The organism is Cocleimonas flava, assembly GCF_004339015.1.
GTDB lineage: Bacteria > Pseudomonadota > Gammaproteobacteria > Thiotrichales > Thiotrichaceae > Cocleimonas > Cocleimonas flava.
The window spans coordinates 1,010,492-1,030,500 of sequence record NZ_SMFQ01000002.1; the positions used below are offsets into that span (position 1 = coordinate 1,010,492).

The 20,009-nt window shown below is 40.9% G+C and carries 15 protein-coding genes; 8 read left to right on the plus strand and 7 right to left on the minus strand.

The window, feature by feature from the left end; genetic code table 11:
• Positions 1-6 precede the first annotated feature (6 nt).
• From nirB to EV695_RS04655, 3 genes are all read right to left on the minus strand, one after another.
• Positions 7-2,442, minus strand: coding sequence for a nitrite reductase large subunit NirB (nirB, locus tag EV695_RS04645; protein ID WP_131905063.1), 2,436 nt, complete (start codon positions 2,440-2,442; stop codon positions 7-9).
• A gap of 320 nt (positions 2,443-2,762) precedes the next feature.
• Entirely contained in the window at positions 2,763-3,542 is a 780-nt protein-coding gene (locus tag EV695_RS04650; RefSeq protein ID WP_243651470.1) for a PP2C family protein-serine/threonine phosphatase, read from the minus strand.
• 338 nt (positions 3,543-3,880) lie between these two features.
• Positions 3,881-6,580 (minus strand): nitrate reductase, encoded by a 2,700-nt coding sequence (locus tag EV695_RS04655; protein ID WP_131904734.1) that lies wholly within the window; start codon positions 6,578-6,580, stop codon positions 3,881-3,883.
• Between the two features lie 394 nt (positions 6,581-6,974).
• Here EV695_RS04655 and EV695_RS04660 point away from each other — a divergent pair, with 394 nt between their 5' ends.
• The 5 genes from EV695_RS04660 (at position 6,975) to EV695_RS04680 (ending at position 11,815) form a co-directional block, all read left to right on the plus strand.
• Positions 6,975-8,324 (plus strand): CmpA/NrtA family ABC transporter substrate-binding protein, encoded by a 1,350-nt coding sequence (locus EV695_RS04660; protein ID WP_424273796.1) that lies wholly within the window; start codon positions 6,975-6,977, stop codon positions 8,322-8,324.
• 157 nt (positions 8,325-8,481) lie between these two features.
• Positions 8,482-9,384, plus strand: coding sequence for an ABC transporter permease (locus EV695_RS04665; protein WP_424273797.1), 903 nt, complete (start codon positions 8,482-8,484; stop codon positions 9,382-9,384).
• Between the two features lie 57 nt (positions 9,385-9,441).
• Entirely contained in the window at positions 9,442-10,341 is a 900-nt protein-coding gene (locus EV695_RS04670; protein WP_131904735.1) for an ABC transporter ATP-binding protein, read from the plus strand.
• Positions 10,342-10,622: 281 nt separating this feature from the next.
• Positions 10,623-11,567: a PDC sensor domain-containing protein gene (locus tag EV695_RS04675; protein WP_131904736.1), complete on the plus strand. Its 945-nt coding sequence runs from the start codon at positions 10,623-10,625 to the stop codon at positions 11,565-11,567.
• A gap of 68 nt (positions 11,568-11,635) precedes the next feature.
• A complete protein-coding gene (locus EV695_RS04680; RefSeq protein WP_131904737.1) occupies positions 11,636-11,815 on the plus strand; it encodes a hypothetical protein in 180 nt (59 codons plus the stop codon).
• A gap of 449 nt (positions 11,816-12,264) precedes the next feature.
• On the opposite strand, the gene EV695_RS04685 is transcribed toward EV695_RS04680, so the two are convergent.
• Positions 12,265-13,548, minus strand: coding sequence for an ammonium transporter (locus tag EV695_RS04685; RefSeq protein WP_131904738.1), 1,284 nt, complete (start codon positions 13,546-13,548; stop codon positions 12,265-12,267).
• A 68-nt stretch (positions 13,549-13,616) separates the two neighbouring features.
• Complete coding sequence (gene glnK, locus EV695_RS04690) at positions 13,617-13,955, minus strand: P-II family nitrogen regulator (RefSeq protein ID WP_131904739.1); 339 nt, start codon at positions 13,953-13,955, stop codon at positions 13,617-13,619.
• Positions 13,956-14,287: 332 nt separating this feature from the next.
• On the opposite strand from glnK, the gene glnL reads away from it, so the two are divergent.
• The 3 genes from glnL (at position 14,288) to EV695_RS04705 (ending at position 17,674) form a co-directional block, all read left to right on the plus strand.
• A complete protein-coding gene (gene glnL / locus EV695_RS04695) occupies positions 14,288-15,364 on the plus strand; it encodes a nitrogen regulation protein NR(II) (RefSeq protein WP_207906942.1) in 1,077 nt (358 codons plus the stop codon).
• A gap of 64 nt (positions 15,365-15,428) precedes the next feature.
• Complete coding sequence (gene ntrC, locus EV695_RS04700; RefSeq protein WP_131904740.1) at positions 15,429-16,841, plus strand: nitrogen regulation protein NR(I); 1,413 nt, start codon at positions 15,429-15,431, stop codon at positions 16,839-16,841.
• A 56-nt stretch (positions 16,842-16,897) separates the two neighbouring features.
• Entirely contained in the window at positions 16,898-17,674 is a 777-nt protein-coding gene (locus EV695_RS04705) for an alpha/beta hydrolase (RefSeq protein WP_207906943.1), read from the plus strand.
• Between the two features lie 114 nt (positions 17,675-17,788).
• On the opposite strand, the gene EV695_RS04710 is transcribed toward EV695_RS04705, so the two are convergent.
• Positions 17,789-18,937 carry an AAA family ATPase gene (locus EV695_RS04710; protein ID WP_207906944.1) on the minus strand — a complete coding sequence of 383 codons (1,149 nt, stop codon included), beginning with the start codon at positions 18,935-18,937 and terminating at the stop codon, positions 17,789-17,791.
• Positions 18,909-19,955, minus strand: a complete 1,047-nt coding sequence (locus EV695_RS04715) for an aliphatic amidase (protein WP_131904741.1) — start codon at positions 19,953-19,955, stop codon at positions 18,909-18,911. Before EV695_RS04715 ends, EV695_RS04710 begins: the two co-directional genes overlap by 29 nt.
• Positions 19,956-20,009: the final 54 nt, after the last annotated feature.

The window sequence follows — 20,009 nt, forward strand, 5'->3', positions numbered from 1 at the left end:
CGTCGCTTACGCCGCTGTAATTTTAATTGATTTAAACTGATTTTCATCCACGCCATCTGCATGTTTCTTCCAAGGGTCAATCTGCGCAGGTTTTTGTGAAATGATGAAACGCTCATAAAGTTCTTTTCGGTTCGCTTCATCATCCAGAACAGCAGCTTTAATTTTGTCCAGACCAACACGTTCTATCCAGGGTGCTGTTCTCTCTAAGTAGTGTGCATCTTCACGATAGTATTGGCTGAAGGCGGCACAGTATTCGAGCACTTCTTCTTCGGTATCTAGTTTGATTAAGAAGTCCGTTACGCGAACTTTAATTCCACCATTACCACCGACATGAATTTCATAACCAGAATCAACACAGACCACACCAAAATCTTTGATGGTTGCTTCAGCACAATTACGTGGACAACCTGATACTGCCAGTTTGTATTTATGTGGCATCCAGGAACCCCAAGTGAGCTCTTCTAGTTTTACCCCTAAACCGGTTGAATCCTGAGTACCCATTCTGCACCAGGAATCTCCAACACAGGTTTTACAGGTTCGCATTGCTTTACCGTAAGCATGCCCGGAAACAAAACCAGCTTCGCTGAGATCTTTCCATACCAATGGTAAATCTTCTTTTTTGATGCCGAACATATCAATACGCTGACCACCTGTCACTTTCATTTCAGGGACTTTGAATTTTTCTGCCACATCAGCTATTGCGTGAAGGTCTTTTGGCGTACACATACCGCCAAACATACGTGGAACCACAGAATACGTTCCGTCCTTCTGGATATTTCCATGTGCCCGTTCATTTATAAAGCGAGACTCAGGATCGTTGTATTCAGGGTTTTCGCACAGTAGATAATAGTTGGTTGCCTGTCTACAAACCGCGCAACCATCTTCTGTTTTCCAGTTTAGTGTTTTGCGCACATCTTCATGATCTTTTAAGTGCATTTCTCGAATACCAGCACGAACTTCTTCATGGGTTAACTCGGTGCAACCACACAATGATTTCTTGCTGGGTGCTTGTGAATAATCACCACCCAAAGTATGAGCCAGCAAAGATTCAACCAAACCCGTACAAGAACCACATGATGCAGAAGCTTTGGTATGTGCGCGGACGTCATCTAGGGTAAATAATTTCTTTTCTGTGATGGCATTAACGATTTCACTTTTACAAACGCCGTTACAACCACAAATTTCAGCATTATCTGCCATTGCTGCTACACGGGTTTCATCGCCGTGACCTGCATCACCTAAGTGCGCTTGTCCGAATAAAATAGAATCACGGAAATCGGAAATATTGGTCCCGTCTTTCATCATCTGGAAGTACCAGGTGCCGTCCATGGTATCGCCGTATAAACAGGCGCCAATAATAATGTTGTCACGTAGTATTAATTTTTTGTAGGTGCCGCTGGCTACATCGCGAAATAATAATTCTTCGGTATCGTCGTCACCGATAAAGTCACCGGCTGAGAACAATGAAATGCCCGTTACTTTAAGCATCGTAGAAGTAACAGTGCCTTCGTAGCGACCATAACCTAATTCAGCAAGGTGATTAGCTGCAACTTTAGCTTGCTCAAATAATGGTGCAACCAAACCGTAGACTTGTCCACGATGCTGAACACACTCACCAATCGCGTAAATATTGGGGTCGAAAGTTTGCATCGTGTCGCTGACTACTATGCCGCGCTCACAGTGCAAGCCAGTCGATTTGGCAAGTTCGAAATTAGGTTTGATACCTACCGCCATAACTAGCAAATCAGCATCAACTTCTGAGCCATCACTGAAACGTAACCCTGTAACTCGTCCATCACCTAAAATTTCTTCAGAAGCATGAGACATTAAAAACTTCATGCCTTTTTCTTCGAGCGATGTTTTGAGCATTGTCGCCGCGTCTTTATCAAGCTGGCGATCCATAAGGCTGTCACCGATATGAACAACGGTAACATCCATGCCTTGTTTCATTAATCCGTTAGCCGCTTCAAGTCCTAATAAACCACCGCCTATTACGACAGCTTTCTTGTAATTGAGGGCGGCATCGACCATCGCATCGACATCTTTAACATCACGGAAACCAATTACGCCTTCTTTATCTGCACCTGGTAGAGGCAGCATGAATGACGTGGAACCCGTCGCTATTAATAATTTATCGTAGGATAATTCTGTGCCATCTTCAGCAATAACCTTTTTAGCAACTCGGTCAATATCAGTAACTCTTTTACCTTTTTCGAAACGGATATTGTTTTCCTGATACCAATTGTCATCGTTAAGCATGACCTCTTCGAGTGTTTTTTCATTCGCTAAAACAGGAGATAACATGATGCGGTTGTAGTTACCGTAAGGCTCATCACCAAATACAGTAATATTGTATTTTTCAGGTTCTAGCTTTAAGAGCTCCTCAATCGTGCGCATGCCGGCCATTCCGTTGCCGACTAATATAAGGTTTTGTTTAGCAATATCACTCACAGGAAAAACTCCATTTAATGGTTGTTAGTCTAATAACAGCAAATAATGTGCCAAAGTGAATTTTTTAAAAAAGCCGTTATAAGTGGGGAGGTGGGTATTAATTATTTATAATCATTAATGCGTTGCCCATAATCAGTGCATACGTCCTCAAAATGGGCATTAACGCCTTGTATTTGTGCAATTTGATGGATTAGGCTATTTCCATCACGCTTTATTTTGTTATTAAAGAATGTTCACTGTTCGGCACGGGATGATTCTACTAACTGTTTTTATATTGAGTTAGAGATTTCAGTGTGTTTAAGACTGTCTTTTTAAGGCAACTCATCAATTTTCACTAATTGCGCAGTAAGGCTATCCGAGCTTCCTACTTGATAAGCTTGTTCCACTAACAATTCTGCTGCCAAATCAAGATCATCGATATGCTCTTCGATAGTATCGATAATAAAATCATTACTGACATGTTCGTAAACACCGTCTGTTGTCATGAAAAACACGTCGTCTAGTTTCATGGGGGTGGTTTGATAATCGATATCCAGAATTGAATAAATGCCAAGCCCTCTATTGAGATAACTGATTTCATCCGATACTCGCAAGCAATGATCCGTCGTTAATTGTTCTAGTTTTCCTGCCCTAAATCGATAAATACGCGTATCACCGATATGTAGAATATGGGCGGTGGTAGATTTGAGAATTAGCGAGCTAAAGGTACACACATAGTCTTTGTCATTATCAGGGTGTCCATGAGTTTTCTGTGACTGTGCGTGCAACCATGAGTTAGTTGCTATAAGGACTTGTTCGGCAGAACGTTTTACTGCTGAGGATTTAGACGTGTCGTAATAATCATCTAAAAAACCAGCAACGCTTGTTTCACTGGCGATCTGGCTTATGTAACTGTTATTAATACCGTCGGCTATAGCCAAAGCGATTCCTTTGGATGACAGTAAAGGTTCTTCGGGATAGTAAGATCCATGAAAATCCTGATTGATTTCTTTACGACCTTTATCTGAATATTCGCCTATTGATACAGTTAGTTTACCCGGCATTTTTGTATCCCATTTTTTATTTTCTGGTTTCTCTAATATTTGATTCATGGTTATTTTCTGCCAATTTTAAATTTACTTAAGATTTTGCAAAATGCATGCCAAGTTAATAAAAGTTAAGACCTGTTATTTTCAATACGAGTTATTTGTTTTGATTAAGTTACTGATTAATATGAATTTAATGGGTCGTGAACTGCCGTTTACAGTTTATGTTGAAGTCTTTATTTAGGTTTAATGATGGGGTTCAGCAAAAGAATCAGAGTGCTTGAGCGTAAAAGCCTATGTATTTGAAGATTCAAATAAAAAAAGGCCTGTAAGTAGGGGGGTGACAATTTTTAAAAGCGCATGACAGGGGTATTATGGTGCAATAGTGTTTTCTATCGCACCAGTTAGGCGCTAGCGAATGTGTTGCTCGCTAAAATACCGCGTAATTCTGGTAAACATGAGCCACAGTTAGTGCCTGCCTGTAAACATTCACCTATTTGTTCTGGCGTGGTTAGCCCTTTTTCATTTATCGCCTTTAGAATGGTTTTCTCTCCCACATTAAAGCAGGCGCAGACTGTCTTGCCCGCATCTTCCTGATCAGCGGGTGGTTTGCCACTGAGCAAACTCATACGCTCACTTATCGATATCTCTTCTTTTTGAAAAAGGCTGATTAGCCAGTCACGTGGCGGTAGTTTTTCATTGGGGCCGATAAAGATGATATTGATTAATTTCGACCCTCTAAACTGGGCTGCTCTATACGTATGGTTAGATTTATCGAAGTATTCAATCCATTCATCTTCACTGATTGTGCCGAGCAGTTCTTTAGAGAACGCTGCCCAATTTGGGCCACAGTGATACCCTGCCATTTCATAACGCCAGAAACCACGTCCACGAGATTTAACCCAGTATTTGGCAAAACCAAGATCAAGATTGGTTGAGTTGTTGGATAGGATAAAGCCATGCCAGTTTCCCACATAGGGTTCTATATTGACGATACCGTGTTTAGATTCTGGTTGACCGGAAATAGGATCAACCACTGACGGGATTAAAGCGCCTACATTCGCGCGACTACTAAATTGGCCGTTCCAATGTATGGGCAGGAATATACTGCCGCGTTGCTGTTTGTCAGAATATTGAACTCTGACAATCACGGATTTTTCCAGCGGTCCGTTTATCCGTGCAAGGCTGCGATCCGTTAATCCATATTGTGCCGCATCAAGCGGATTTACTTCCACAAAAGGCTCATGGATATGTGCAGATAAACGGGGCGATACACCTGTGCGTGTCATGGTATGCCAGTGATCACGAACTCGGCCTGTATTGAGTACCAGGTCAAATTCTTTGGTGGTGCTGAATGCGGGTGCCCTGGGTGTTACGCTAATAAAACGTGCTTTACCATCGGGCGTATTAAATTTTCCATTCGAAAAAAGTCGCTTAGTCCCTGCTGGTGATTCTGCTGTTATTGGCCAAGGCTTGATAGGAAACGTTTCGTATTCCTGATTAGTGATATTCTGTAATTCACTAATGTTAAAAAAGCGATGAGCGTTTGCCTTATCGTCGTTTTCAAATGCTGATAATGCCGCATGTTCACGAAAGATATCCGCCGCTGATGCATAAGGAAAGTGTTCTGCAAAACCCATACGATGGGCAACTTCAGTAATAATGTCCCAATCTGCTTTAGCTTGACCGGGAGCAGTTAAAAAAGAACGGCGACGAGAAATATGGCGATCCGAATTGGTGACAGTGCCATCATTTTCGCCCCATGTTAGAGCAGGTAACAAAATATCCGCAACTTTAGCGGTGTCTGTTTCTCTGACACAATCCGAAACAATGACTAACTCGCACTTTTTTAGCGCTGCTTTTACTTTTTCAGCATCAGGCATGCTGACAACAGGGTTCGTTGCCATTATCCAAACCGCTTTAACTTTGCCTTGATCGATGGCTTCGAATAAATCGACAGCTTTTAAGCCTTGTTTATTAGCGATAGTGGGCGAATTCCAGAAGCGTTGTACACGGTCACAATGCTCTGGGTTTTCAAGATCCATGTGAGCGGCGAGTTGATTGGCTAAACCGCCAACTTCTCTGCCACCCATGGCATTGGGTTGTCCGGTAAATGAAAAGGGTCCCATGCCTGGTCGGCCAATTCTTCCTGTGAAAAGGTGGCAGTTAATGATTGCATTACCTTTATCAACACCACTGGATGATTGATTAATACCTTGTGAAAAAACAGTGACAACTTTTTCGGTATTGGCAAACAGGTTATAAAATTCACTGACATCTTCTTCTGAAAGAGCGCATTGTTCAGCAACACTCGCAATACTGGGGGCTGATTCCTTTGCCGCCTGCAAAGCACCATCTATTCCACTGGTACAGTTTTCAGTAAAGAAGTTGTTTTCTATATCGAGTTCTTTTAAATAATTAAGTAATCCATTGAATAGAACCGCATCGGTTCCTGGTTTTAAAGAAAGTTGAATATCTGCAGCGCTAGTAGTTTGTGTTTCACGCGGATCAATATTGATGACTTTTAATTTAGGGTTGGCTTTTTTAGCACGCACTATTTGCTGAAATAAAATAGGGTGGCACCACGCGGCATTGCTGCCTGTTAATACAATTAAGTTGGCTTTATCTAAATCTTCAAAGCTACAAGGTACGCAATCTTCACCAAATGCGCGTTTATAGGCAGCAACCGCTGATGACATGCACAGTCGTGAATTGGTATCGATATTCGCAGAGCCAATGAAGCCCTTCATCAATTTATTGGCAACGTAGTAATCTTCGGTTAACAATTGCCCTGATACGTAAAAAGCGACAGCATCTGCACCATGTTCGTCAATTATTTCAGAAAAGCGCCCTGAAATAGTGCTAAGTGCTTGATCCCAGCTAACTTGTTCTCCTTTTATTTCAGGGTATAGCAATCTATCCTGTAGATAGGCCGTCTCCCCAAGCGCTGTTCCCTTAGAGCATAAGCGTCCGTAATTCGCAGGATGATCAGGATCTCCCTTAACTGATACCACACCTTGCTCATCCATTGAGGCTAATACACCACAACCTACACCACAGTAGGGGCAAGTAGTTTTAATACTTCCAGTTTGTAATACATTCATACAGATCGTTAAACCATTAAGTGTTTCATACTTTGTAATTGCAACTTATATGCCAAAGGTATTTATGGCTGTAAGTAGGGGGGGGGCTTTGATGAAAATAAGAAATGCACTTGTATGATGCAATTCTAATGTTTGATGCCTTATTTTGAAGAAGAATATTCTACTGATAATAAGTACTGATAGAAATTCGAGAACTTTTAATTTGAATAATAGTGTTATTTATCAGTAAGTTAATAGTTAATTTAGTTAGTCTTTGTTTATTTTTGGCATGGGCTTTGCAAAGGCTCTAATAATTATAGAAAAATAGTTATTGGAGTTTTAAGTGAAAATTAGCAGTAGCAAAAGTAAACCAAAACATAAATCAACATACAAAAGCATTCTTAAGAAGGTGACTTTGTCTATCAGTGTCGCTTTCACAATAAGTGCTGCACTAATTACACTTCCTGCTCATGCAGAAATAGGCGAACCTGAAAAAGAAGATTTGAAGTTCGGTTTCATCAAACTAACCGATATGGCTCCATTAGCGATTGCATACGAAAAAGGGTATTTCGAAGACGAAGGACTGTACGTAAAGCTAGAAGCACAGGCGAACTGGAAAGTACTTTTAGATGGCGTTATCGATGGTCAATTAGATGGTGCGCACATGTTGGCTGGTCAGCCGCTTGCAGCAACCATAGGTTTTGGTACTAAAGCACATATTGTTACACCTTTTTCCATGGACTTGAATGGTAACGGTATTACGGTATCGAATGCTGTTTGGGAAGAAATGAAAAAGCACGTTGAGTACAAAGACGAAAAGCCAGTTCATCCAATCAGTGCAGCTGCGTTAAAACCCGTTGTTGAATCTTACAAAGATAAAGGTAAGGCATTCAAAATGGGTATGGTATTTCCTGTATCTACACATAACTACGAACTACGTTACTGGCTAGCGGCGGGTGGTTTAAGCCCTGGTTATTACGCACCTTCTAAGGGCGATATCAAAGGTCAACTACAAGCAGATGTTCAACTTTCAGTAACACCACCACCACAAATGCCAGCAACCATGGAAGCAGGCACAATCGATGGTTATTGCGTCGGTGAGCCATGGAACCAGCAAGCAGTATTTAAAGGCATTGGTGTGCCAGTTATAACTGACTACGAAATCTGGAAAGATAACCCGGAAAAAGTATTTGGTATGACGGATGAATTTACTAAAAAATACCCAAATACCACGGCAAGAATTGTTAAAGCAATGATTCGTGCGGCTAAATGGTTAGATGAAGACAACAACAAAAATAGAATGGAAGCAGTAAAGATTCTTGCTAAGCCAAACTATGTTGGTGCAGATGTTGACGTTATCGCTAACTCAATGACAGGTACATTTGAATACGAGAAAGGCGATAAGCGTGAAGTGCCTGATTTCAATGTGTTCTTCCGTTATAACGCAACTTACCCTTATTACTCAGATGCTATCTGGTACCTCACGCAAATGCGTCGCTGGGGACAGATTGATGAGAAAAAGCCAGACAGTTGGTATACCGATATGGCGAAGAAAGTGTACAAGCCAGAGTTATACAAAGTTGCTGCATTAGAATTAATTGCAGAAGGAAAAATTTCGAAAGAAGAGTTTCCTGATTTTGCGACTGAAACCGGATTTAAACCAGCTCAAAATGAATTTATCGATGGTCTTACTTACGACGGTAGCAAGCCAAATGACTATATTGAGTCATTTAAAATCGGCCTAAAAGGCGATGACAAAGGCTAACAAGTTCCTAGCGGTTCCCGCCCACTTTCTTTAGAGATTGTGTGGCGGGCTTTTTAGGCCAGGAAACAAGGAAGAGGATAAAGCAGTGAGTACGCAAAGCATAGAATCCAGAACATTTAGTAAAGCAGACTTTAAAGCATTTTTTGTCAGTTTTGCTGTGCCTATTTTAGGTGTTCTAATCTTTTTGATGCTATGGAGTTTATTAGCGCCAAAAGTAGTGACATCTTTGGGTGCAGTGCCAGGTCCAAAACAGGTTTACTCACAATTTGAAGCGTTAGTTGTTGAGCATAAAGATGAGCGCCAAAAGCAGGTCGATTTTTATGAAAGACAAGAAACACGTAATGCAAAGAAGTTAGCAAAAGACCCAGAAGCAACCATTAAGGTTCGTAAATACGCAGGTAATCCGACGTTTTTTGATCAGATCATTACCAGCGTAGTGACTGTAATGGCAGGGTTTTTATTGGCCTCTTTGATCGCAATTCCCATTGGAATAGTCGCAGGCTTAAGTAAAACGGTTTATGCCGCTTTAAATCCATTGGTGCAAATATTTAAACCGGTTTCTCCACTCGCATGGTTGCCAATTGTAACCATGATCGTGAGTGCGACCTACGTTACATCCGATGATGCATGGTTTGATAAATCATTTTTAAACTCTGCAATTACGGTTCTACTTTGCTGCTTGTGGCCAACCATTATCAGTACTGCAGTTGGCGTTACCAATGTGAGTAAAGATTTGCAAAATGTCAGCCATGTATTGCGCTTAAGCTGGTGGACGCATGTAAGAAAAATTGTTTTACCTTCAGCCATTCCAATGATTTTTACAGGTTTACGTTTGTCATTGGGTATTGCGTGGATGGTATTAATTGCGGCAGAAATGCTGTCGCAGAACCCTGGTTTAGGAAAGTTTGTTTGGGATGAATTCCAGAACGGCAGTTCTAATTCACTGGGTAGAATCATGGTAGCGGTTGTTGTGATAGGCCTGATAGGCTTTTTACTGGATCGAATCATGCTGTTTCTACAGAAAAAAGTGTCTTGGGATAAGTCGGTTGCATTACGTTAATAGAAGACGCCATGCGTGCATTAGTACGCTGATAAAAGTCTGATAGGAGGTTTGATCATGGAAAAAATTCATCTTGAATTAACAGGCGTAAATATGGATTTTCCTACGCCTAATGGTTCGTTTAGAGCGTTAGAAAACGTCAATCTTAAGATCCAAAAAGGTGAGTTCGTCTCAATCATTGGTCATTCGGGTTGTGGTAAATCGACCGTTTTAAATGTCATCGCTGGGCTTTATCAAGCAACCGCTGGTGGCGTGATTTTAAACGGTAAAGAAGTGACTGTTCCAGGGCCTGAGCGTGCGATGGTTTTTCAGAATCATTCATTATTACCCTGGTTAACAGCCTACGAAAATGTTGAGCTTGCCGTTAAAACTATTTTTAAAGGCAAAAAAAGCAAATCAGAAATGCGCGAATGGATTGAACACAATATGCAACTGGTGCATATGGAACATGCTCTGGATAAGCGTCCCGATGAAATATCAGGCGGCATGAAGCAGCGCGTCGGTATCGCAAGAGCTTTAGCAATGGAACCTGAAGTTCTATTGCTGGATGAACCTTTTGGTGCCTTAGACGCCTTAACACGCGCGCACTTACAAGATTCAGTGATGGAAATACAGGCCGATCTTGGTAACACCATGATGATGGTTACTCATGATGTTGATGAGGCAGTACTTTTGTCTGATCGTATAGTGATGATGACAAATGGACCTGCAGCAACCGTTGGCGAAATACTCGAGGTTAATTTACCGCAGCCACGTGACAGAATTAAGGTGTCTGAGAGTACGCAGTACAACCATTGTCGTCATGAAGTATTGCGTTTCTTGTATGAGAGGCATGGAAAAAAAGCAGAAGAATTAACAGAAGATGAAACTATTGACGAGACTGTTGTCGATAGTTCAGAAAAATCGCCCGTTGTTGATTTCAAAGAAAGTCAGCAACCAAAGAATAAAGTAGCTTAGCAACCAACTAGCTACAAAATAATAATTACAATAAAGTGGACCGTCAGACTCTAGCGGGATCTGACTTGATGATCAGGAACGGAAGGTATTTATATTGGTTTGGTTTCTCCTCCTATGTAGCTTTTACCAAAATACCTTTTGTTCCTGATTTCTTTTTTGTAAAAAATGTAGAGCAAGCCCTTCTTGAAAGATAACGAAACATAAAAAACACTAAAAAAACGCGTCAAAGTAGGGGGGTGGCTTTTATTTAAACCGTAACTGAAGCGAAGGGGATTAATGCAATGCATGCTCAACTCTTGGAAATAAACACTAAACGCAAAGATCGTTTAGGGGCGCAGTTAAAATTTAAATTGCTGGCAATCGCTATGGATTGCGCAAAGTTCTGGGAATACCCGGAAGAAATCGACCAATATCTGATTCAGGCTGTGAGTAGAATTCCTCAATCAAAATTATTTTACGTGATTGATTTTCAAGGCTTACAGATAAGCTCTAATATTTTCCCAGACGGATCAACAAAACGACATGCTCGCGGTCAGGATTTATCGAAGCGACCCTATACGCATAATATCCACAGTGAAAAAGGCTTTGCATTATCGCCAGTGTATTTAAGTAGTGTTGATCATAAGCCCAGCATCACTGCGACCCACCCTGTGTTTCATGAAAACGGAAATTTATTAGGTTTTGTGGTCGCTGATTTTGACATTGATGACTTCCCTGATAATGACCTTAAAGTGAATCAAGAACAGTCCTGGCGGCAAATAAAAGGTGATCCTGCTATTCGCAAGAACCTGTTTCAGCAAGAGCGTGTTATCAGTGCAATGGACCAGAACCTGGATCAGGTGCATAAAATCATTACCAACTTAGTCTGCAATCGCGGGATTTTTCACGCGAAGCTGCATTATGGTAGTTCACGAGCAACATTGTGGGCTTATGAGCGGCCTTACGAATATCAGTTACACGTTCTGGATGAGATTATTAATCCCGATGTGTGTCTTGCTTATCCGTCGCATCCATATCCTACGGAATCTACCGTACCTGAGCACCAGGTAAAAATGGTATTGGATAGGCTAAAGGATCTTAGAAATGCCGATGAAACGGTCTATTTACGCTCAGGATCCATAAATGTGATCAATGGCATGGTAGGGCTCACGTTTTCTTGTGATGGCTCTCACTACATGACTGTTAAAGAGTTTCTAAGCAAAGCGGATAGTTTTTGGTTCGGCTAGCCTAAATTAATCTATTTCACCCTTTTGCCGTTTTTTAAATTGGCACCCCCCTACTTATAGGCAGTTTTTTGGTAACCCTTAAAACTGCTTTTTTATGCGTGCTTTCGGCTGGTTTTCTGTTTTTCCTCTATTGCTTCTCTGTCATCTCTTCATTTGATGGTGAATCAGTTTATCGCCGTATCTTCGGGGTAAAGTTAGCAGATGATCTTGATGATCTTGATGATTTTAGTGATGTTGAGTTGAGATAAACAAAACATCCACCGCAAAATAAAGAAAAAAGTTGTTCAATCTAACAAGTGGAGGGATCGTTTTTTTAGGAAAATGGTGACTGTTTCACATTAATTTAAAATTTTTTAAAAAAAAATATCAGCACTAAGATATTGATTATCCGATAAATCTATTTTTAATCTTTCTATACAAGATAATTTTCTTATTTTATTTGGAACTAATCAGAAATGTTACCGTCAAATGTTTATATGGAGGGACTTTCCTTACCTTCATATTGGTTTCAGAGAGGCCATGGTTGATACACTTCAGCTGCGCATATCTTCTCCCCATGGCTAATCTGGGACCGTTTTTTTTACAATATTTTTATTTATAATAATTTCTTGTATAAAAATAACCCTCATAAAAAAAGAGAGCCTAGGCTCTCTTTTTTTTTGTCTAATTAAAGACTGTTTTACTATTAAGTACGTTCTTATTTACCAGTGAATTCTGGGTAAGCTTCCATACCACACTCACCAATATCAACACCTTCGTACTCTTCTTCTTCAGATACTCGAATACCCATAATCATCTTGATAACCATCCAGACGATGAATGAAGTAACAAATACCCAGACAAAGATAGTGATAGCACCCATGATCTGACCAAAGAAGCTAGCGCCATCATTCGTTAGAGGTACAGCAAGTAGTCCCCAAAGACCAACAACACCGTGAACAGAAATCGCACCAACTGGATCATCTATCTTCATTTTATCAAGCGTGATGATTGAGAATACAACGATAAGACCACCGATACCGCCGATGATAGTAGCCATTAAAGGTGTAGGAGTAGAAGGCTCAGCAGTGATTGCTACAAGACCTGCTAATGCGCCGTTAAGTGCCATTGTTAAGTCAGCTTTACCGAACATTAAGCGTGCAACGATAAGTGCAACAATAACGCCACCAGCAGCAGCTGCATTTGTATTTAGGAATACCATTGCAACAGAGTTAGCATTTGCAACATCACCTAGCTTAAGTACAGAACCACCGTTAAATCCGAACCAACCCATCCAAAGAATGAATGTACCTAGTGTTGCTAAAGGTAAGTTAGAACCAGGGATTGGCGTGATCTTTCCGTCTTTACCGTATTTGCCTTTTCTTGCGCCGAGTAGAATAACACCCGATAACGCAGCAGCAGCACCAGCCATGTGAACGATACCAGAACCAGCGAAGTCAGAGAATCCGAAGTCATCGCCTAGGCTATACATACCGAATACTGATTTTCCGCCCCAAGTCCAAGAACCTTCCATTGGGTAGATGAAAGCAGTCATTACTACAGCGAATAGTAGGAAAGACCATAACTTCATACGCTCAGCAACTGCACCAGAAACGATAGACATTGCAGTTGCAACGAAAACTACCTGGAAGAAGAAGTCAGATGCGTTTGAGTAAACAGATCCGCCATCAAATTTAGCTTCTGCAGATTCAGCTAATACCGCAGCCGTTAAACCTTCAGCTGTTTTAGCGCCATCTAAAGCAATATCTTTAAGGAACATACCGCCGTCATACATAATCTCGTAACCAACTACTAAGTATGCAGTACAAGCGATAGCAAAAAGTGCGACGTTCTTGGTTAAAATTTCGGTTGTACTTTTCGATCGTACCAAACCTGCTTCTAGCATGGCAAAACCCGCTGCCATCCACATTACTAATGCGCCACATACCAAGAAGTAAAAGGTATCTAACGCATACTGTAATTCAAATATATTATTTTCCATTGTGAAATACTCCTGTTTCGTATTCTAAATAATTTAATTAAAAGGACTCTTTATTAAGAGGCTTTTGTTTAAAGTGCTTCGGGTCCAGTTTCACCCGTGCGAATACGAATGGTTTGTTCTATATCAGTGACGAAAATTTTGCCGTCTCCGATCTTTCCCGTATTTGCTGCTTTAGTGACTGATTCAATGACTTGATCAACGATGTCATCAGAAACAGCGGCTTCTATTTTTACCTTAGGTAGAAAATCAACAACGTATTCAGCACCACGATAAAGTTCTGTGTGGCCTTTCTGTCTGCCGAATCCTTTTACTTCTGTAACAGTGATTCCGGATATGCCAATTTCTGATAATGCTTCACGTACATCATCTAACTTGAAGGGTTTAACTATTGCAGTGATCAATTTCATTGCGTTCTTTCTCCATATTGATATTAAAAAGCAGTGTGCTTATGCGTACTTCGCAAAATACGTGCCAACTTTAAAAAAGGCGCTATGGGTGTTATTCAGTGGGGCTTAGGGCAAGTAGAAGGAGGAAATTCGAGATAAAAGCACCAATAAGGTGCATTAGTATGATAAAAAGCACCATAATAGTTTCAGGGAGATAAATAACTGCGAGTTTTGTTTATTTAAGCCCTTTTAGAAGTTGGCTCAAAGATTGCATTGTTAATTTAAATTCAAGATTTTTGTTAATTACATTAATAACTCTCAGATACATTACCTTTTAGTTTCAGGATAAAAAGTTGGCTAAAGATATACAGACTCAATTCTCACCAAATGAAATTAGCGACACTATTAGTATTGCGATAATCGTATTAGATGAGTCATTGCGGGTTCGCCAAATGAATGCTGCTGCTGAAAATTTATTTGGTCAGTCTAGAGAGCGTATTATCGATAAATCATTTTCCGTGATATTGCATGAAGACATCATGCGGGATCACCTTGATTTTGTGATTGAAAATGAAGAGCCACAAGCGGTTCGTGGTCGCTATTTAAAAGGTCAGCAAAAGAAAGATATTATTGTTGATTGTGTTGCTACCCCGTTTATCAAAAATTCCAAGTTAAAAGGAATTGTACTCGAGCTGTATCGAACCGATTTTCAATTAAGAATCGCGCGTGAAGAGCAGTTATTAAGTCAGCAAGAAGCTACTCAAAGTTTAGTCAGGGGAATGGCACACGAAATTAAAAATCCTTTAGGGGGATTGCGTGGTGCTGCACAGCTACTCGATTCTGAGTTAGACAGTGAAGAGTTAAAAGAATACACCCGAATTATCATTTCTGAAGCAGACCGTTTGCAGAAATTAGTAGATCGACTATTGGGCTCAAGACAGCCAACCAAAAATCAATGGATCAACATTCACGAAGTTTTGGAGCGGGTTCGCCGATTAGTTAAAGCGGATATACCTAAGGGTGTAAATTTACAATTTGATTACGACCCGAGTATTCCCGAGTTACAAGCAGATTTGGATAATTTGATTCAAATTGTTTTTAACATTGTAGGTAATGCCTTAAAAGCGGTCGGTGATTCAGGCAACATTTTATTTAGAACACGAATTCTCAGAAATTACGTCATCAATAACAAACAGTATCGGTTAGCCCTAAAACTGGAAGTCATTGATGATGGTGGTGGCGTTCCGGAAAATATCCGTAACAAGCTATTCTTTCCCATGATCAGCGGTTCAGCCAATGGCACTGGGCTTGGTTTATCCATCGCCCAATCATTAGCGAATCGACATCATGGGGTGATTGAGTTTACATCGGAACCCGGCGAAACCTGTTTTACGCTGTTATTACCAATAGATAATTCAAAAGCAGATTAATCCACAGTAGCAATACGTAGTTACATTGAAATAAAACTGAAATTTTTAAAAGAGGCGAGACAAAGTGCCAACAAGAAAACCAGAAAAATTATGGATAGTAGATGACGACCAGTCCATTCGTTGGGTTTTACAAAAGGCGTTAGAAAAAGCGGGTATGGACGTTCGTGCTTACGAATTTGCCAGTGATTTAATCCGCGACTTAAACGATGCTGATGTGGAAAATCCTGAAGCCGTTATTTCAGATATACGCATGCCTGGCATGAGCGGTTTTGAGTTGATTAAAGAAATTCACAGCCTTTATCCAGATTTGCCTGTGATTATAATGACGGCGCATTCGGATATGGATAGTGCAATGTCCGCATACGAAAGTGGTGCTTTTGAATACTTGCCAAAGCCTTTTGATATCAACGAGGCCACTGAACTCGCCAGACGTGCTTGCTCGATCAACAAAGTTAAAAGTGGGCAAGTTGCAGAAAATGCACCGTTAGATTCACCACAGGAAATTATTGGTCAGTCAGTAGCAATGCAGGAATTGTTCCGCTCGATAGGGCGACTCAGTAAAACCAGTATTTCAGTTTTGATCACGGGTGAGTCTGGAACCGGTAAAGAATTGGTGGCTAAAGCCTTGCATACCCACAGCCCCAGAGCGAATAGAACGTTTATCGCGATAAACACGGCTGCAATTCCTAAAGAGTTACTTGAATCAGAATTATTTGGGCATGAAAAAGGCTCATTCACCGGCGCACAAACACAGCGAATTGGGCGATTTGAACAGGCCGATGGCGGCACGTTATTTCTCGATGAAATAGGGGATATGCCAGCAGAATTACAAACACGTTTACTTCGTGTTTTAGCGGATGGCGAATTTTATCGAGTCGGTGGCACTAAAGCGATTAAAGTTGATGTGCGTGTAGTGGCGGCAACCCATCAAAACTTAGAAGAGCACGTAAAAAATGGCACATTTCGTGAGGATTTATTCCATCGTCTAAACGTTATTCGATTGCAGATACCAGCATTAAGAGAGCGAGATGAAGATATCATCGTTCTATTGAATCACTTCCTGGCACAAGCCGCGATTGAACTGAACGCAGAGCAAAAGCGATTGAGCAATGAAGTCAGTGATTACCTGCAAACCTTAGAATGGCCGGGTAATGTTCGTCAGCTAGAAAATGTCAGTCGCTGGTTAACCGTAATGGCAACGGGCAGTGAAATTACCATGGAGGATTTACCGCAAGAATTAAAGCAAAGCGATGAGCAAAAGGCGAGCAACTGGGAAGCGTTGTTATTTCAAAATTTATTGCAAAGACTCAATCGTGGCGACACTCGAATTCTTGATGATGTTACCCCTAAATTTGAAACCATCGCATTGAATGCGGCATTACAAAAAACCGGTGGTAGAAAAAAAGATGCGGCTGAATTACTGGGTTGGGGTAGAAATACATTAACCAGAAAGTTAAAAGAACTGGATGCTTCTTAATTCTGTGAAAAATGATAAATTTTGATATTATGCAGCGCTTATTTTTAACATCTTTAATGAGTCATTTAGTTAAAAAAGCCACCCCCCCACTTATAGCGCTATTTTTTGCACAAGTTCTATTTAGTACGTTATTGGGTTATTCAGGACATATAGGAAGCGTAGAAGCCATGGAAAAATTACCAGCAGAAATCGTAAAAACCGCAGAAGAAACTGAATTCACAGTCATCTGGATGCACGGCTTAGGCGCAGACGGAAATGATTTTGTGCCAGTGATTCCTGAATTACGTTTACCGGCTTCGCTAAAAGTTAAATTTATTTTCCCACACGCGCCATCACGACCAGTAACATTAAATAATGGCATGTCGATGCCAGCGTGGTATGACTTGCTGTCATTAGACAGAAGTAAAAATGCCAATGAAGATGATATCTTAACCACGGTCACATGGATCAATAAAATGATTGATGATGAAATTGAAAGTGGCACACCTTCAGAAAAAATTCTGCTAGCTGGCTTCTCGCAAGGTGGCGTAATAGCACTTCACACTGGTTTGCGTTATCCGAAGAAACTGGGTGGAATCATGGCACTTTCTACTTACATTCCGTTTGCCGACAACTTGCTGGGTGAAGTCCCAGACGTGCAAAAGGGCATGGCTATTTTTGCTGCTCACGGTCAACAAGATCCGGTGATTCCATTCGCTAGCTGGCAAGATTATGTGCCGCAATTAGAAGCCAAAGGTTTTGATGTTGAAGCACACTCCTATCAAATGGAGCATTCCGTGAATATGGAAGAAATTAACGATATTTCTGCCTGGTTACAAAAAACACTCAAATAAACGAAGTGGTTGTTTTTCTAACTGGTAACAAAATAAGGAATAAAAAGTGCCCCAAAGGTGGGGGGTGGCTTTTTCATCGAATAGAACCTTGATTTACTGTTATTAGACAAGTGATCAAGTGTTGATATCCGGCGAAATACTAAATTTGTCATCTACATACTTGATGATGAATTGTGTTGATTGATCATCTTTGAGTATTTCTCTCGCCACTAACGGTTCCAGTTTCACTCTGATATGTTGTGCGAGATTGCGTGCTCCGTACTCTTCATCGTAATAAGTGTATAGCTGCTGTCTCGCGGTTTCATCTAATTCAAGAGTGGCGTTTTTGGCTTTTAGTCGTAGATTTAGTTTTTCAAGTTCCACATCCAGTATCTTATCTAGAAACTCATCGCTTAAATAATCATACGATAAAATTCGATCGATTCTGTTTAAAAACTCAGGATCAAATTTTTTCTGTAAGGCTTGCTTAAGATGGCTTTTTTCATCGATGGTATTGCCCCCAAGCCACTTTTTTATCCCTTTGTTTTGTGCGGCGCGATGTGCATTTAATTCTTTAACGCCAATATTGCTGGTCATGAATATTAGGCAGTTACTAAAATCAATCTCATGCGTACCGGATGACAACACGAGATGACCGGTATCCAGCACATTCAATAGCGCGCGGATTACTTCTGTACTGGCTTTTTCAAGCTCATCGAATAACACAATGCCGGGTTTGCTAAAGCTACCTTTAATAGCATCGCTATCAAATAAAGAATGCCCTTCTTTACTGCCAACATAACCCGGAGGAGCGCCCGTTAAAGAGGCGGCATAATGTTCTTGAGCGAGCGTATTCATATCTATTCGGCAAAAGTTGTCGGTACTGCCCAAGATACTTTTTGCAATGATTTTGACGGTTTCGGTTTTGCCGACACCTGTGGGGCCAAGAAATAGGTTAACCGCCAATGGACGATGTTTTATGCCGAAGTCTGCTTTCACCAGATATAACATTTCCTCTACTGAGGACAAAACATCATCTTGACCGATGATGTTTGTCCGTAGAGCATTCATAACGTCTTCAGGTTTGAAATGAAAGCGTGATTGTCGGGCTACAGTATTATCCGTAGTAGGCTTTTCATATCTAGCCTTATCGATACTGGTCTGATTTGCTGACAATCTTTCGTTTATGAATGGCATGATCGACTCGGTTTTTTTGCTCGAATATCTTTGTTCGAATGTCTTAATAACGTAAGCGTTATTCGCCGGCTGTTTTTTCTTTGCCATCAACGGGCAAATCACCGACAGGGCATTCTGCAACACCGATAGTTTTACGAGTCAGTGCTTCCACATCTTCTCGGGTTTTTTCGGCATCCAAAACCCAGCTTCGGTAAAAATCAAATGGGCAATCAGCAACGCCTTTGTCGCCGTCGCCAGAGTTGTAAACACCGGTATAACCACGATGCAATAATTTAAAGAGGTGGTTTTGAGATTGATCGTTTGCACGAGCATCGCGAATCTGGCTAACAGATAACTGAGCGTATTGAACACCCATATCTTCTTCGCCACATTCACCTAATGTTCTTCCATCAAAGCCAATAAGTGCTGAGTGTCCAAAGTAAGAATAAACACCATCAAAACCAGTCGCGTTAGCAACGGCAACGTAACTATTATTTGCCCACGCCATAGACTTCGCCATCATCACTTGCTGTTCTTTAGCAGGGTACATATAGCCCTGACATCGAATGATTAATTCTGCGCCTTTCATGGCACAGTCACGCCAAATCTCTGGATAGTTGCCATCATCACAGATAATTAAGCTTATTTTCATGCCCTTAGGGCCTTCACTGACATACGTGGTATCGCCTGGATACCAACCTTCAATAGGACACCATGGAATACATTTGCGGTATTTCTGAACTATTTCACCTTGATCATTAATCAACACTAAAGTGTTGTATGGCGCTTTATTAGGGTGATCTTCGTGTCTTTCTCCTGTTAGAGAAAATACGCCCCATGTATTTGCTTCTTTACATGCGGCACTGAATATTGCTGTTTCATCGCCCGGAATAGTGGCCGCTGTAGCCATCATTTCGTCTTTGTCGTACATGATGCCCATGGTGCTGTATTCAGGAAATATAACTAAATCCATTCCTGGAAGGCCTTGTTTCATGCCTTTGATCATTTCCGCAATATTGTGTGCATTCTCTAACACTTCTTCACGAGTATGTAATCTTGGCATTTTGTAATTTACTACAGCAACACCCACTGTATCTGCACTGCTGGAAACGTCACCGTGTCTCATGCGTATTCTCCGATATAAATATGATTAAAAAGCGTCGAAAAAGCTGGTTGGAAG